The sequence below is a fragment of the Streptomyces sp. NPDC001914 genome (genome assembly GCF_042891215.1).
Lineage (GTDB): Bacteria > Actinomycetota > Actinomycetes > Streptomycetales > Streptomycetaceae > Streptomyces.
Window position 1 is genome coordinate 202619 of sequence record NZ_JBIASW010000003.1, and the last position, 15080, is coordinate 217698.

Consider the following 15080-nt stretch of genomic DNA (forward strand, 5'->3'; position numbering starts at 1 on the left):
CGGACGGGTCAAGGCGCACGGGGGTTCCGGCGGCTGAGACGCCCGAGGGCCCGGACGCCGAGGTGACCCGGACGCCGAGGTGACCTGGACGCCGAAGGCCGGGGCGCCGAAAAGTCAGGCGTCCTCGAAGCGGATCAGCCGCTTGACGGCCGTCCGCAGCCGGCGCTCGGCCGCCGACACGGGAAGCCGTTCCCGGAGGTAGCGCGGCGACGAGAAGGTCTCCGCCCCGAACGACGCCTTGAACTCGGCGAGCGACGACCCCGGGGCGGATTCCCCCATGTCGAACGTCCGGCAGGCCGCCTCGCACGCGTCCTCGATCGCCAGCCGGTACAACAGGGGAACGGCCCGGACCGGATGCGCCAGCTCCCGGTCCATGGCGCTGCGCCACATCTTGGCGTGACCTCCGTGGCGCAGGACGACACATGCACCGGCGGGCTCTCCGGCGCACCAGGCCATCCAGATCGCGCACCCCTCACCGAAGCGGGAGGCCACCTCCTCCAGTCGTCGTGGGGGGAACTCCCGCGTCCGGCGCCAGCGGGCCAACGCCAGCGGCTCGTGCTGCTGTTCGGCCCAGCGCACGATCGACTTCCGGTACAGGTGGTAGAAGGCGGGCACGAGCCGGCCGCTGCGATCCACCTCGACGTCGACGTCCGAGCGCTCGGCGCGGCGGATCTCCCGCCGCACACGACGCCCGAAGCGCCGCTCCCAGACCGTGCCGAAGCCGCCGTCGAGGTCCACCTTCTGCGTCATGTGGGGTTCGAGACGGAATCCGGCCGCGGCGTCCGCCCACACGTCCTGGTCCGCGGGCCGCAACCGCACCCCGACCCGAAGGGCGCGCAGCCGCGCGAGATCGGCGAAGACCACACGTGCTTCGGCCGGACTCACCCGTTCCGGACACACCGGCCCTCCGATGCCCCACTGGGCCGGCCAGGACTCCTCCGAGCCCAGGATCTGCGGACGATGCGTCCTGCCGGCGAGCGGGAGGACGAGTCGATGACCCCGTTCGAACTCGTAGAGGCGGCTCGCGTCCCGGTAGGGGCCGGTGGCACACAGGCAGTCCAGCCAATGCGGGGTCTGGCTGGGGTTGGTGTCCAGATCCTTGCCCGCCAGCTCCCACCAGACGTCGCGTGGTGCCGGGGTCGTGATGCGCGCGAGACCGGCCGGAGTGTCGACCAGGAGCTCAGCAGGTGCGTTCACGGGCTTCTCCCGCCGGAGGTAGGGGCTCCGCGAGGACGACGCCCGCGGACCGAGGACCCACGTGCCCACCTCCGATGCTAGGCGGGGCACCTGGGCCGGGCATCTCGGTGGTGTTCAGGGGTCACTCGTCCTTGAAACCGATGAGACGCTTCGCCGCGCCGCGCAGGAGCTGATCGATCGATGTCAGGGGGAGCACTTCCCTGCGACAGCCGAACGACGGGTAGCCGCGGGCGCCGAGCCGTTCCTTGAAGACGCTGACGGAGGAGTCCGGCACCGAGTCGCCCATGTGGTAGAAGCGGCAGCCGGCCGCGCAGGCGTCCTCGATGGCGAGCTTGTGCAGCAGGGTGGGGGCGCGACTCGGATGAGCCAGTTCCTTGACCATGCCGGCCCGCCAGTACTTCGCGTGAGGCCCGTGGCGCAGCACCATCATGGCCGCCGCGGGCTGCCCCTGGTAGGTGGCTATCCACACGGCGCAGGACTCGGCGAACGTCTCGGCGACGTTCTGGAACTTGGACAGCGGGTCGATCCGCCTCCGGCGCCAGCGGGCGAGCGCCAGCGGCTCGTTCTGCTGCTGCGCCCAACGGGCGATCGAGTGCTGGTAGAGCGCGTAGAAGTCGGGCACCAGGCGCCCGGTGCGGTCGACCTCCACGTCGACTCCCGCCTTCTCGCTCTTGCGTACGGCGGTTCTCACCGGTGGTTTGAACCTGTGTCTCCAGACGTCGTCGAAGCCGCCGTCGAGGTCCAGGATGTACGTCGTGTGGCTCGAGGTGGTGAAGGCGGACGGCACCGCCGCGAGCCACGCGGGGTCCACGTCCGGCCCGAACCGCACGGACACGCGATTGGCGGGAAGGCGGGCCAGATCCCCGAAGACCGCGCGTACGTGCTTCGGGTCGGGGGTCTCGGCGGTGACAGGAGCTCCGATGCCCCACTCGGAGGGCCAGGCGTCCTGGGCGATCAGACGGGCGGGCCAGCCACGTCGGCGGACCAGCGGCACGACGATCCCGCCGCCGTCGCCGAACTCGTAGAGCCGACTGGCGTCTTCGTACGGATCGGTCGCGCAGATGCAGTCCAGCCAGCCCGGGGTCTGGGTGATCAGCGTCTCGTCGCTCCCGTCGACCAGGCGCTGCCATTCCTCCCGGGGCGCCGGACTCGTCACAGCGGGGCGATCCCGGGGCGAGACATCGAGGCGATCCCGGGGCGAAGAGGTTCGCGGGCCCGAAAAGCGCATGACGCTACTTCCTTACGCGTCGCGAACGGTAGGCGTTTTGACCCTTCACTCGTTCAAGGGTGCTCTGTCGCTCAGGGGGTCGCATCTCCGCTCGAAGGCCCCGGCTCCCCGCCCCCTGGCGGCGGGGCATCAACGTGCGGAAGGCCAGGTCAGAAGATATTCTTTTCTCGGAATGGGCTTACGAACGACCTGTATATCGCCAGTCGATAGAGGTATCCGTGAACCAAGTCGCCGGAACTCAGACTTCCACGCGCATGGTGCGTCTCCACCAGCAATTCCCGTCGCATCGACTCATGAGTGGTGCGCGCCGCAAGGTCGACGATGCCATCGACACGCTCCGGCTCAAGCTGGACGCGCTGCCGGACGGCATCTATCAGCCGGTGCCCGGAATCCGGGTGCGCAGGGCGAAGCGATCCGTCGGTACCGGGTCGCGGTGGACGGCGATGGAACCGGTCGTCGCGCGGCTGGGCGTGGAGAGCGCGCTCGATGTGGGCGCGAACGTCGGCTACTTCCCGGTCAAGTTCGCCCAGCGCGGCATTCCCTCCGTGGCGCTGGAGGCGGATCCCAAATGCGTTCGCACGGCGACGACCGCCGTGCGGCGCAACGGGCTGGACAACGTCGCGGTGATGGGCCTCGAGTTCCGTCCCGACACGCTCGTGCTCCTGCCGACGGCGGACTGCACCCTCCTGCTGTCCCTCTGGCACCACCTGGTGCGGGAGCTGGGTTTCGACGCCGCCACCGACCTGCTGCGAGGGCTCTGGGACCGGACCGGCAAGGTGATGTTCTTCGACAGCGGTGAGGACGAGATGCCCGAGTCGTTCGGGCTGCCGCGCATGCTGCCGACGCCTGACGTGTGGCTAACGGAGTATCTGCTGAAGACCTGTCCCGGCGGGCGGGTCGAACATCTCGGCAGGCACCGGGCCTTCGACGCCGCCGGTCTTCCCACGGACCGGGCGCTGTTCGCCGTCATCCGGAAGGCACCGGACGCGTACGAGGCCGGAGTCGGCGCCGGTCGGCCCGGACGGGTCGAGGGCGCCTGACGGTTGGGCCGGGCCCGCCCCGGTACCGCTAGTGCGGGGCGGGCGGCTGCGGGGAGCGGAGCACGAGCAGGGTGATCTCGCTGGGGGCGAAGACACGGAACGGCGGGCCCCAGAAGCCGGTGCCGCGGCTGGTGTAGAGGAGCGTGCGGGTGCCGTGGCGGCTGAGGCCGGCGACGGCGGGCTGGTCGATGCGGACCAGGTGGTGGAAGGGCCAGATCTGGCCGCCGTGGGTGTGGCCGGAGAGCTGGAGGTCGATGCCGGCGGCCGCCGCCCGGTCGACGAACTTCGGCTGGTGCGCCAGGAGCAGGACGGGCAGGTCCGGGTCGGCGCCGGTCAGGGCCCCGGCGAGGTGGGCGCGGTGGCCGGCCAGGCCGGAGGACTCGGCGGTGACGTCGTCCACACCGGCGACCACGAGGGTGTCGCCTCCGCGTTCGAGCAGCAGATGGCGGTTGCGCAGCGGCTCCCAGCCCAGCTCGTCCATCAGGTCGACCCAGCCCTGGGCCTCGCTGTAGTACTCGTGGTTGCCGGTGACGTACACGCGGGCCCGGGTGGCGCGCACGGTACCGAGGGGGGCGGCCTGCGCACGGCGGCGTTCGGCCGTGCCGTCCGCGATGTCGCCGGTGTGGCAGACCAGATCGGCCTCCAGCGTGTTCACCGTCTCGCACACCCGCGCCGACCACCGGGCGCGATCGAGGGGGCCGTAGTGGGTGTCGGTGATGAGGGCGACGCGGGTGCCGTCCAGCCCGGCACCCAGCCGGGGGAGTTGCACGTCGAGCCGGCGCACACGCGGTACGCGGCGGGCCTCGGTGTATCCCCAGGCGAGCAGGACGGCGGTCACGCCGAGGACGGCCCACGTGACGATCCGGGCCCGGTCCTGACCTCCGCCCACGCCGGCCACGGTCAGGGCGAGCCGCAGGAGGACGCCGAGCAGTACGGACCAGGTGAACAGAACCCAGCTGGAACCCAGCAGGGTGTCACCGACGACGGCCGTCCGATCCTCCTGACGCCGGCCGTGGCCGCGCACCATCGCGAGCGGCATACCGACGAGGCCAAGGACGAACAGGACGGTGCCGGACAGAGTGACGGCCGGCGGCCAGTGCTGGCCGGTGTACAGGAGCACCCAGCACGGCACGGCCCACAACAGGACGGGTGCGATGAGGGGGATGAAGCGCATCAGGCGGAGCAGCCGGCTCCGCCGCGGCGCATCGGCCGTACTGTCGGCGGGTCGGGTGTCGCTGGTGTCGGTCACACTGCCCCTCTCTGACCGGACTGCCGTCCCGCGCACTGTATCTCTTCGCTCCCGGGCGGGTCGGAGGGGCGTTGACGGGACAGCGGCTCGGGGCGAGGGTTCTCCGCGGGGCGGCGGGATTCCACCGCGATGCGAAGGCACCGGATCGAGGGGATCGCCCGCCGCAGCCGGACGGACGGTGACTCCCGTCTCGGGTTGCCTGGAGCACGACCAAGCCTCCAGGCAACCGACTTCGGGCTCGGGACGTACCCCTCATTCGTCCCCGGTGAAGCTGCCGATCAGCGCGTAGTCCTCGGGCCGGTGCCGCCGCAGCCACAGCGCGTGCGCCGCACCACCGAGCGCCATCAGCAGGAGAAGCACCGGCAGCACGTAGATGGTGTCGCTGGTGGCCCCGGTCAACAGCTTGAAGTTGAGCAGGATCAGCACGGTCAGTGCCACGAACACGCAGCAGGAGACAGCCGTCACGACGATGGTGACCAGCCCGGTCTGCTCGCGGCGACGCCAGAAATAGGCGACGATCGCCGCCGCCGCGCCCGCCTGGAGCAGCACGATGCCCATCGCGCCGAGGCCCGTGGCGATGGTGACCATGGACAGGTAGGGGTCGAGGCCGAGCAGCGCGAACACCGCCAGCACCACCGCGCTGAACGCCGTCTGCACGAGGCTGGCCCGGCTGGGCGTGCGCAGCCGCGGGTGGCTCGCGCCCATCCAGGAGGGCAGCATCCTCTCGCGGCCCAGCGCGAACATGTAGCGGGAGGTGGCGTTGTGCAAGGAGAGCTGCGAGGCGAACATGCTGGACACCACCGCCACCGACAGCAGCACCGTCATGGCGTGCCCGGCGAACTCCTGTGAGATGCCGAACACGAGGTCGCCCTGCGCCTCCGAGGCGTCGGCGGCGACGTTGCCGGTGCCTATCGCGCCGACGGTGATCCACGAGGTGAGCGCGTAGAAGACGGACACGACCACGGCCGCGCCGATGGTGGCGCGGGGAATGCTGCGCTTCGGGTCCACCGTCTCCTCGGCGTAGATGGCCGCGGACTCGAAGCCGGTGAAGGAGGCGAAGGCGAACATCATGCCGATGCCGAGCGAGCCCGTCGTGAAGATGTGCGAGGGGTCGAGCGCCGCCAAGGGGAAGGCGGCCAGGCCCTTGGAGGCGACCACCGCCACGTCCAGCACCACGATCAGCCCGATCTCGGCCGCGATCAGCACGCTGACCACCAGCCCGGCCAGATCCACGCTGGTGTAGCCAAGGACACCGGCCAGCGCCACCCCGGCGCCGCTGATGGCCCACCATGGCACGTCCAGGTTCAGTTGCTGCTGCACCACCAGGTTGCCGAAGTAGCCGAGGCCCGCGATGAGCAGCGCCACCAGCGCGTTGTAGGCCACGGTCGCCACCAGGCCGGCGGAGCCTCCGGCAGGGCGGCCCAGACCCTTGGCGATGTAGGAGTAGAAGCCGCCGGCGGCTGAGATCCGCCGGGCGATGGCCCCGTAGCCGACGGCGAACATCACCATGACCACCCCGGCCAGGACGTACGTCACGGGGGTGGCGTAACCGCTGCCCAGCATGAAGGCGAGCGGGAAGTAGCCGACCACGGTGGACATCGGCGCCACGGCGGCGACGACCATCACGATGACCTTGAAGGTGGTCAGCCGTCCACGCAGGGCGTGGCGCTCGGCAGCGGCATCGGCCGCGCTCAGTTGATTCGTGATCACTGGAACCCTCCACGGGTGAAGTGGGCAGGACGAAGGGGGAGAGAAGGCGGAGACACAGGAGGAACCGCGCCGGCCGGGCAGTCCGGCTCGGAGGGCAGGAGGTCAGTCCCGCAGTCCGCTGTTGTGATCGGTGCGGGAGTCGTACTTGGGCGGCAGGAGCGCCGGATAGGGACGGCGGCGCACCGTCCGCTGCCACCACCTGTCGCTGCGGCGCAGCGTTTGGAGGACGCCCCACATGCGAGCGTCCTGGGCGAAGGACTCGCGCACCTCGGCCTCGGTGAGGTCGTCCACTCCGAGGACGGTGGCCGCCTGTTCCAGCGCGAACGGCAGGTGCCGGTCGAAACCGGTGCGGATGAGGTTGCCCGCGAAGTCGCGGAAGGCGGTGCGGGGCGTGTGATAGGCGTCGATCACCGAGGGCAGCACCCGCGAGGCCAGCAACGGCCGCAGGAGGGCGGGGTAGCCGCGGACGAACAGATCGGTGGAGAGACGGTCCCGGCCCTCGGTGTCGCGCAGGAAGGGAGTGGACACGTCCATGATCGCCAGACTGCCGTCGGCCCGCACGCACCAGTTGGGCAGTTGCGCGTCCAAGGCGGCCGAGCCGTCCACGGCGGCGGCTATCGCGGCCACCACCTGGGCCAGCACCTCCCGCGACTCTGTCTCGGAACCGCGTCGCACCCGCTCCACCGCCAGGTCCTCGGCGCGCAGCAGAGGCTGCACGAGGTAGCCCAGGACACCCCATCGGGGGTGGTCGACCGCGTGCAATTCGGTCTCGACCACGCCGACGCCGCGGCGTTCCATCTCTGCCGTCCAGTCCGTCAGCAGGCCGTGGTAGGCGTCGAACTCGGACCGGCCGCGGAACGGAGGCAGTCGCTTGACGACGAGTGACGGCTCCTGTTGAGGCCACGAGACGGCGAGGGTGATCTCACCGAATCCGACCACGCGCAGGTCGCCCGTATGGCCCGCCTCGATCGCGGCCTCCAGCCGCCGGTGCACGTGCGCGATCTGATCCACGGTCCGACCGGTGTTCACCCGAGCTCCTTGCTGTCGCGGTGCGCGCGTGGGCCGGATCCGATGCATCCGGAGCGCGCGTGCCGGGAAGGCTAGGGCGCCGCGGGAAGACCGGTGAAACAGTGATTCCGGGTCAGCCGACAAGCGCTGCTTGTCACCGACGGAACCGTTCTGACCTGGGGTTCCGTCAGCGGGGCGGTCACAAGGGGCGGTTGTCGTCATACGCCCGATCGGTGTTTCCCAACCTCCCTTCGCCGATCGAAGAATGTGCGCATGGAAGACCTCGACATTGTGATCATCGGCGCCGGCGTGTGGGGATCCTCCGCCGCCGCGCAGCTCGCCCGCCGCGGCCACAGCGTGCTCGCCCTGGACCGCTGGACCCCTCCGCACGCCAACGGTTCGCACAGCGGAAGGACCCGGCTGGCTCGCCAGTCCATGCATGAGGGCGCCGGCTACGTCCCGCTCAGCTCTCGTGCTTTCGAGGTGTGGGCCGAGTACGAGGCCGAGTACGGGGTGCAGATCCTGCGCCGCGACGGAGCCCTGCTGGTCGACAAGGCGGACGGCATGCTGAACGGCCCCAGCCTGGAGTCTCTGGTACTGGGCGGCTGGGAGCACGAGGTGCTGACGCCCGGTCAGGCCATGGCGAGGTTCCCCGCCCTGCAGGTGGCCGACGACGAGACCGCGCTCTGGGAGCCCGGCGGCCGGGTACTGCTGGTCGACCCGGCCCTCGAGGTCCTGCACAAGGACGCCGCCCGCCACGGCGCGACCTTCGCCCTCGGTGAGCGGGCGCTGTCCTGGAGGGTCGACGGTGAGGGCGTCACCGTCACCACCGACCGCCGCACCCTGCGGGCGGGCCGACTGCTGATCACCGCGGGGGTCTACGGCCCCGACCTGATCGGCCTCGACGTGCCGCTCCAGGTGGAGCGGCAGATCCTGGTCACCTGGGAGGCCGGTCCCGAGTTGGACGGCTACCCGATGCTGCTGTGGACCGACGCCGAGTTCGGCCCCAGATCCGGCGCCTACGGCTGCCCCGAGCCCGGCGGCCACTACAAGTTCGCGCTGCACCACGAGGGCGTCGTCGGCCATCCGGACGACCTGGACAGGACGGTGCACGAGGCCGACCTGAAGGCCATGACCGACGTACTGGCCCGCCGGCTGCCCGGGCTCACCCGCGCCCCGACCGCCGCCACGACCTGCATGTACACCAACACTCCCGACCACGGCTGGGTGTTCGACCGGCACCCGGCGGGCGACCAGGTCGTCTACGCCACGGGGGACTCCGGCCGTTCCTTCCGCTACGCCCCCGCCATCGGAGAGGGACTCGCGGACCTGGTCGAGGGAAAGGACCGGCCGGACCTGGCCTTCCTCCGCCCTGATCGCTTCGTCGGAGCCGGCGAGTGACTTCGCGTCGGAACCACTGACCACGCAGGGAGGCCATCGAGGGGAGCGTTGTCCTCCCTGCGTGCGAGCGGCGGACGGGAGGGGGCCGTTCACGCCGCACCCGGTCCGGCGGCGTACGGCGCGGCTGTCACGGCACCCGAGGACGTCGGGTCCGACGCAGACGCGCCGTTGCGCCGTCGGACTTCGAACGCGGCCGCGGCGAAGCCGGCCAGCGCCGGATCGGGGGTGGCCTCCCTGTGCCAGGCCAGCGCGATCACCGAGGGCTCCAGGTCACGGACCGGCAGGAACGCCAGACCCGGCGGGTGCGGCCAGCGCTGCGCGGTGGCCCCGCTCACCGTCATCGCGCCCTGAGAGGCCACCAGGAGCATCTCCTCGTCCAGGCTGGACACCTCGTGCGAGATCGCGCCCGGGACGCCGTCGCGCGCGTCGGCGCACAGCCAGAAGTCGTCCCACACCCGGTCCTGGGTGCGGCAGGCGATCAGCGGCGCGTCCGCGAAGTCCGCGAACCGCACGTGGGGGCGCGAGGCCAGTGGATGCCCGGCCGCGACCACCAGCACCCGCGGGTCCCGCATCAGTTCCAGCACCTCCAGCCCCTCCACACCCAGCGGCAGCCGTACGAAAGCGGCATCCACCTCGTGCTCGCGCAGCCCCGCGGAGGGGTCCCGCAACGGCACCTCGTGGAGCTCGACCGCGACATCGGGGCAGCGGGCGGCGAACTCGGCCAGGATCGGCGCGGTCAGATGCAGCGCGGCCCCGATGGAGAAGCCGACCCGCAGCCGCCGGCCGCCGTCGGGCGCGAGCGCGCGCAGCGCCCGGGCTACCTGCTCGGAGCTGTCGATCATCCTCTGCGCGTACGGCTCCAGCGCCAGACCGGCATCGGTGAGCCGGACGTAGCGGGTGGTGCGCGCGAACAACTGCACGCCCACTGTCTGTTCCAGCCGCTGTATCTGCGCGCTCAACGCCTGCTGGCTCATGTGCAGGCGCTGAGCGGCGCGTGAGAAGTTCAGCTCCCCGGCCACGGTGAGGAACGACCGCAACAGCCGGGTGTCCAGGTCCACGCCCGCGCTCCTATGCGCGGGTGAGGTCCGCGAGGACCTGGTCCAGGGCGTCCACGAGGGTGTCCACGTGCTCGGGGGCGAACACCAGCGGCGGCCGGACCTTCACCACATTGCCGTGGCGGCCGGAAAGGCCGATCAGCACCCCGCGTTCGCGCATGGCGTCGGGCACGCGGCGGGTGAGCTCGGTGGCGGGGGCCGCTGTCTCCCTGTCCGTCACGAGTTCGACGCCGAGGAAGGTGCCGAGACCGCGCACGTCGCCGATGACGGGGTGGCGCCGCTTCAGCTCCTCCAGCCGGCTGCGCAGCAGCGCCCCGGTGTCGCGGCAGCGGCGGGGCAGGTCCTCGCGCTCGCAGACCTCCAGCACCGCGCTGCCCACGGCGGCGGAGACCGGATTGCCGCCGAAGGTGTTGAAGTACACGGCGCGCGCGGCGAACTCCTCCGCGATGTCCCGGGTCGTCACCACGACGCCTATGGGGTGGCCGTCGCCCATCGGCTTGCCCAGGGTGACGATGTCCGGAACGACGCCGTAGTGCTCGAAGCCCCACCAGCGTCCGGTGCGGGCCAGACCGGCCTGGACCTCGTCGGCGATGCACAGGCCGCCGGCCGCGCGCACCGCGGCGAAAGCACGGCGGAAGTAGTCGGCCGGGGCCTGAAGGCTGCCCTGGGTGTCGAACACCGTGTCGCACATGAAGGCGGCGGTGCCATGGCCACGCTCCGCCAGCGCGTCGACGCCCTCGGCGACCAGTCGGGCGTAGCGGGCGCCGGGGCCACCGTCGCTCTCGTCGGTCCCCCCGTCCGTGACACGGAAGGGGCCGCGGTAGGTGTTGGGCGGTTCGACCGCCTGCACCCAGTCGGCACGGTCGGCCGGGTCGGGGTGGACCACGGTGGACAGGGCGTCCACCGTGGTGCTGTTGCCGTGGTAGCCACTCTCCATGACGACCGCGCCGGTGTGGCCGGTGACGGTGCGGGCGATGCGCAGCGCCAGGTCGTTGGCCTCGGTGCCGGTGCAGACGAAGGTGCAGACGTCGAGGCCGTCCGGGAGCAGGGAGGTGAGTTTCTCGGCGTAGTCGACGACCGTCCCGTGCAGGTAGCGGGTGTGGGTGTTGAGCAGGCGGGCCTGCGCGGTGAGCGCGTCCACCACCTCGGGGCGGCAGTGGCCCACGGAGGCGACGTTGTTGTAGCAGTCGAGGTAGCGGCGGCCCTGGGCGTCGTGGAGCCAGACGCCCTCGCCGCGGACGATGTGCAGCGGGTCTGCGTAGAACAGCACGCTGTTGCCCACATGCCGCATGCGGCGCTCGATCAGGGCGCGGTTGGTCACCTCGCCCTGGAACTCGTCCAGGCCGAGGCGGGCAGCGCCGAGCAGTGCCGGACGGTTGGCGGGGGTTGGCATGGTGGATCTCCTGAGGGCGGGCCACGCAGTTCACTAAAACCGGACTCGATTCGAGTAGCCCGCAAGGTATGCCGCGCCCCGCCGCCGGTCAAGGGTCTGCTTGGTCAGCCCGTGGCGGCCTCGCGCGCCGGGAGCACCGCAGGCAGGTAGGTGCGCAGGTATGCGACGGCGGCCCGCAGTGCCTCGGCCGCCATGGCATCGGTGATCTCGCCGTGGCGCACCACCGACAGCACGTAGAAGAGGTCGATGATCTCGACCGCGTGGAAGTAGAGCTCCTCGTCCTGGGGCAGCGCCGGCAGTTCGAAGGCTGCGGCGATATGGCCCCGGACCAGCAGGCCGAGCTGCCGGTCGTTCTCCCGGTCGCGCAGTTTGAACTCGGGCGGCGTCTTGACGCCGAGCAGCAACTGCTGGGCGTCCGGACGCTCTCGGTAGAAGGCCACCGCGCGCCCGGCCAGCTCTGCCAGCACGTCTTCCCAGTCGGCGGCGGAACCCGGCGGCAGTGGAGCGGCGAGAACCTGCTCCAGTTCCGCCGAGATCTGCTCGGCCAGCGCGGCGAAGGCGTCCATGGCGTTGGCGTAGAAGTGGTAGGCCGAGCCCGTCGGGATCCCGGCCGCGCGGGCGAGGTCGTGCAGGCTGACCTCGTCGATCTCGTGCTCGGCCAGCAACTGTCGGGCGGCGGTCAGCAGTTCGGCCCGCCGCTGCCGTCCGCGTGCCTGCGACCTGCCGGTCCGCGTCGGGGCGGTCTCGCCCATGGTCGGGTCCCCTCTTGGGTCGATGCGTGCTGCGCTCACCTTAGATCTTCGGTCGATCGGCGGGGCGGAGGCTCTTGACGGGTTGGAGTCGATGACTTTTACTCGACAAAATTCGAGTTTAGCGCTGGAGTTCCTGTGTCCGACTTCTACGATCTGACCGCGGCGGAACAGACCGACCGGCTCACCCGCCTCGCCCGGAACGCCTGCGACGCCTGGGCGTTCGCCGGCCGGCCGGAGATCACCCTGCTGAAGTTCCGCGAGAACGCGGTCTTCCGCGTCGACGCCGACGGTGGGCGCTACGCCCTGCGCGTTCACCGAGCCGGCTACCACACTCCCGCGGCCCTGGAGTCCGAGCTGCGCTGGATGACCGCGCTGCGTGCCGAAGGCGTCCCCACGCCCGAGGTCCTGCCCACCCGCACCGGCGCCCTGTTCACCACGGCCCACAGCGCCGACGTGCCCGAACCGCGCCTGGTCGACCTGCTCTCCTGGGTGGACGGCGGGCCGCTCGGATCGGTCGAGCAGGGAGTCACCGCCGACTCCGCCGCCGTCTCCGCCTACGCGGAGACCGGTCGCCTGATGGCCCGGCTGCACGACCACGCGCAGCACTGGCGGCGACCTGACACGTTCGTCCGGCAGGCCTGGGACGCCGACGGAATGCTCGGCGACGCTCCGCTCTGGGGCCGTTTCTGGGAGCTCGACGCACTCACGAGGGAAGACCGTGCCCTGGTCCTCGCCGCCGCCGACCGGGCGCGCGCCGACCTCGCCGCCTTCGGCGACGGACCCGACCGCTACGGCCTGATCCACGCCGACTTCCTGCCCGAGAACCTGATGCTGCACCAGGGAGTCGTCCAGGTCATCGACTTCGACGACGCGGGCTTCGGCTGGCACCTGTTCGACATCGCCACCTCGCTCTTCCTGGTCGCCGACGACCCCGCCTTCGGACAACTCCTCGACGCGTTCGTCGGCGGCTACCGCACCCGGCGCACCCTGCCCGAGGAGCACCTCGCGCGGCTGCCGCTCTTCTTCCTGCTGCGAGGCCTCACCTACCTCGGCTGGCTGCACACCCGCCGGGAGACCGTCACCGCGCAGCAGATGACGCCGGTGCTCGTCCCCGCGGTCAACGCGCTCGCGGCCGCCTATCTGGCGGCCCGGCCGACCGCCCGCCACTGAACCGCCCGCCACCACGGTGCCCGCCCATGAACCGTCCCGCTGAACCGTCCTCAATCGATCTGTTCGACCTGGAAAGGAGGAGCCCGATGACCACCCGCATCGCGGACTCCGAGAAGAGCGCCGACGAGGTGCTCACCGGCCTGGCCGCCGCCGAGGCCGTGTGGGCCCGTACCGGCCCCGCCCAGCGACGCGACCTGCTGAACCGCGTCGGCGACCTGGTCGCCCGGCACGCCGACGAGTGGATCGCGGCCGCCGTGCGGATCAAGGGACTCGAAGCCGGCTCGCCGCTGGTCGGCGAGGAGTGGATCAGCGGCCCGTGGGCCGTGGTCGGCTCCGCCCGTGCCCTCGCCGCCACCCACGACCGCATCGCCCGCGGGGAGGACCCCCTCGGCGGAGCCGAGCTGCGCCCCGCTCCCGGCGGCCGGATCGCCGTGCCCGCGCTGCCCGCGAGCAACTACGACCGGTTGTTGCTCAGCGGCTTCAGCGCCGACGTCTGGATGCGGCCCGGCGTGACGGCGGCCGAGATCCGCGACGAGGCCGGGCTCGCCGCCCGCGACACCACCCACACCCGCGGCACCACTCTGGTGCTCGGCGCGGGCAACATCTTCTCCATCGCGCCACTGGACGTGCTCTACGCCCTGCACGCCGACAACCGGGTCGTCGTGCTCAAGCTCAACCCGGTCACCGACCCGCTGCTGCAGGTGTTCCGGAAGGTTCTCGCCCCTTACACCGAACTCGGCGTGCTGGAGATCGTCACCGGCGGGGCCGGTACGGGCTCCGCCTACGCCTACGACCCGCGCGTCACCTCGGTTCACATGACCGGCAGCGAGGCCACCCACGACGCCATCGTGTGGGGCGTGGGCGAGGAGGGCGAGCGAGCCCGCGCCGCCGGAACCCCCAAGCTGGACAAGCCGATCAGTTCGGAGCTCGGCGGCGTGGCGCCGGTGATCGTGGTCCCCGGCCGCTGGTCCGCCGCCGACCTGCGCTTCCAGGCCCAGCATGTCGCCACCCAGCGGCTGCACAACTCCGGCGCCAACTGCATCGCCGCCCAGGTGGTGCTGGTCTCCGCGGACTGGCCGCAGAAGGACGCCTTCCTGGCCGAGCTGCGCCGCGCCCTGGACGAGGCCCCCGCACGCCCGGTCTGGTATCCGGGCGGAACGGACCGGGTCGCCGCCGCCCGCGACACCCACGGTGACCGGGCCACGTCCCTCGGCCCCGCCTCGGAACGGCTGCTCATCCAGGACCTGGACGCCGGGGACGCAGACGAACCGGCGTTCCGCACGGAGTACTTCGCCCCGGTGCTGACCGTTGCCGAGCTTCCCGGAGAGGGCTCGGACTTCCTCGCCGAGGCCGTCCGGACCGCGAACGACGGACTGCGCGGCACTCTCGGCGCGAACATCGTGATCCACCCCGCCACCCTGCGGGCCCTCGGCCCGTTCTTCGACGAGCAGTTGGCCGAGCTGCGCTACGGCACCATCGGCGTCAACGCCTGGACCGGCGTCGGCTACCTCACCCCGCACGCCACCTGGGGCGCGTTCCCCGGCCATCCGCTGGAAGACATCCAGAGCGGACGCGGCGTGGTCCACAACGCGTTCCTGCTGGCACAGGTGGAGCGCACCGTGGTGCGGGGGCCGTTCCGGGCCTCGCCGCGCTCGCTCTTCCACGGGGAATGGTCGCTTTCCCCCAAGCCGCCATGGTTCGTCTCCAACCGCACCGCGGCCACGACGGGCCGACGCCTGACCGCCTTCCAGGCCCGGCCACGCATCACCGCCCTGCCCTGCATCTTCGCCTCCGCGCTGCGCGGCTGACGTACCGCTGCCACAACGCTCCGGGCGGCGAAGCAGCGGTACGCCTACCTGCCGCACCCGGGACTCCGT

Annotated in this window: 12 protein-coding genes; 4 read left to right on the plus strand and 8 right to left on the minus strand. The window is 71.4% G+C overall.

Translation table 11 applies throughout. The annotated features are described in order from the left end of the window. Positions 1 to 114: 114 nt before the first annotated feature. On the minus strand, positions 115 to 1197 hold the full coding sequence (locus ACFYYF_RS10195; RefSeq protein ID WP_388773370.1) for a GNAT family N-acetyltransferase: 1083 nt from the start codon (positions 1195 to 1197) through the stop codon (positions 115 to 117). 121 nt (positions 1198 to 1318) lie between these two features. After that, entirely contained in the window at positions 1319 to 2353 is a 1035-nt protein-coding gene (locus ACFYYF_RS10200) for a lipid II:glycine glycyltransferase FemX (RefSeq protein ID WP_388773373.1), read from the minus strand. Positions 2354 to 2718: 365 nt separating this feature from the next. On the opposite strand from ACFYYF_RS10200, the gene ACFYYF_RS10205 reads away from it, so the two are divergent. Beyond that, positions 2719 to 3465, plus strand: coding sequence for a hypothetical protein (locus tag ACFYYF_RS10205; protein WP_388773375.1), 747 nt, complete (start codon positions 2719 to 2721; stop codon positions 3463 to 3465). 28 nt (positions 3466 to 3493) lie between these two features. Here the strand turns inward: ACFYYF_RS10205 and ACFYYF_RS10210 are convergent, their stop codons facing one another. The 3 genes from ACFYYF_RS10210 to ACFYYF_RS10220 all read right to left on the minus strand — a co-directional run bounded on the left by ACFYYF_RS10210 (position 3494) and on the right by ACFYYF_RS10220 (position 7453). Beyond that, the gene (locus ACFYYF_RS10210) at positions 3494 to 4714 is read right to left on the minus strand and encodes a metallophosphoesterase (protein WP_388773378.1); all 1221 of its coding nucleotides are present in this window, start codon (positions 4712 to 4714) and stop codon (positions 3494 to 3496) included. A 252-nt stretch (positions 4715 to 4966) separates the two neighbouring features. Then, on the minus strand, positions 4967 to 6424 hold the full coding sequence (locus ACFYYF_RS10215; protein ID WP_388773380.1) for an APC family permease: 1458 nt from the start codon (positions 6422 to 6424) through the stop codon (positions 4967 to 4969). Between the two features lie 102 nt (positions 6425 to 6526). Further along, on the minus strand, positions 6527 to 7453 hold the full coding sequence (locus ACFYYF_RS10220) for a DUF6206 family protein (protein WP_388773383.1): 927 nt from the start codon (positions 7451 to 7453) through the stop codon (positions 6527 to 6529). Positions 7454 to 7705: 252 nt separating this feature from the next. On the opposite strand from ACFYYF_RS10220, the gene solA reads away from it, so the two are divergent. Beyond that, positions 7706 to 8833: an N-methyl-L-tryptophan oxidase gene (gene solA / locus ACFYYF_RS10225; RefSeq protein ID WP_388773385.1), complete on the plus strand. Its 1128-nt coding sequence runs from the start codon at positions 7706 to 7708 to the stop codon at positions 8831 to 8833. 89 nt (positions 8834 to 8922) lie between these two features. On the opposite strand, the gene ACFYYF_RS10230 is transcribed toward solA, so the two are convergent. From ACFYYF_RS10230 to ACFYYF_RS10240, 3 genes are all read right to left on the minus strand, one after another. Continuing rightward, positions 8923 to 9891: a LysR family transcriptional regulator gene (locus ACFYYF_RS10230; RefSeq protein WP_388773386.1), complete on the minus strand. Its 969-nt coding sequence runs from the start codon at positions 9889 to 9891 to the stop codon at positions 8923 to 8925. A 10-nt stretch (positions 9892 to 9901) separates the two neighbouring features. Beyond that, entirely contained in the window at positions 9902 to 11281 is a 1380-nt protein-coding gene (locus tag ACFYYF_RS10235) for an aminotransferase class III-fold pyridoxal phosphate-dependent enzyme (protein WP_388773389.1), read from the minus strand. 104 nt (positions 11282 to 11385) lie between these two features. Next, positions 11386 to 12072, minus strand: a complete 687-nt coding sequence (locus ACFYYF_RS10240) for a TetR/AcrR family transcriptional regulator (RefSeq protein WP_388773392.1) — start codon at positions 12070 to 12072, stop codon at positions 11386 to 11388. A gap of 96 nt (positions 12073 to 12168) precedes the next feature. Here ACFYYF_RS10240 and ACFYYF_RS10245 point away from each other — a divergent pair, with 96 nt between their 5' ends. Together ACFYYF_RS10245 and ACFYYF_RS10250 are read left to right on the plus strand one after the other, a co-directional pair. Further along, on the plus strand, positions 12169 to 13203 hold the full coding sequence (locus ACFYYF_RS10245; RefSeq protein ID WP_388773395.1) for a phosphotransferase enzyme family protein: 1035 nt from the start codon (positions 12169 to 12171) through the stop codon (positions 13201 to 13203). An 86-nt stretch (positions 13204 to 13289) separates the two neighbouring features. After that, positions 13290 to 15011, plus strand: coding sequence for an aldehyde dehydrogenase family protein (locus ACFYYF_RS10250; RefSeq protein ID WP_388773398.1), 1722 nt, complete (start codon positions 13290 to 13292; stop codon positions 15009 to 15011). Positions 15012 to 15080 lie beyond the last annotated feature (69 nt).

What these genes read in the sequence shown, in the direction of transcription:
- ACFYYF_RS10250 (WP_388773398.1), top strand. Translation starts at nt 13,290, where the DNA reads ATGACCACCCGCATCGCGGACTCCGAGAAGAGCGCCGACGAGGTGCTC.
- solA (WP_388773385.1), top strand. Translation starts at nt 7,706, where the DNA reads ATGGAAGACCTCGACATTGTGATCATCGGCGCCGGCGTGTGGGGATCC.
- ACFYYF_RS10235 (WP_388773389.1), bottom strand. Translation starts at nt 11,281, where the DNA reads ATGCCAACCCCCGCCAACCGTCCGGCACTGCTCGGCGCTGCCCGCCTC.
- ACFYYF_RS10205 (WP_388773375.1), top strand. Translation starts at nt 2,719, where the DNA reads ATGAGTGGTGCGCGCCGCAAGGTCGACGATGCCATCGACACGCTCCGG.